Source organism: Azonexus hydrophilus, assembly GCF_905120355.1.
Lineage (GTDB): Bacteria > Pseudomonadota > Gammaproteobacteria > Burkholderiales > Rhodocyclaceae > Azonexus.
The window spans coordinates 1-367 of record NZ_CAJHOB010000020.1; positions in this window are offsets into that span (position 1 = coordinate 1).

A 367-nucleotide genomic window follows, 5' to 3' on the forward strand; every position below is an offset into this window, starting at 1 on the left:
AAGACAAATTATACCATTTGCATGGAATTTGCGGGGTTTTTCAACGGCCTGTTAAGAAAAACAATCTCACGCTTTTTGCAAAGAGATGGGATATCGCTGTTTGTAGAAGCGAAAAGAGCTGATTGACAGCTTGCGCACACGCCCAATACGAGCATGTACCGAAATAGAGTACCTACGGCGTCCTTGGGTATCGAGTAGTGCTTCATTGAGATTTCCTTGGTAAAAAGCCCGAGAACTTATCTCTTATCAAACCACATGAACGCCATCCGCCAAGAAATCGAAGCACCCACGCTCATCAAGCGAAGCGTGGGTGCTTCTGGATAACGGCAAGACATTGATGCGGTCTAGATAACGCCTCCTTCCACCC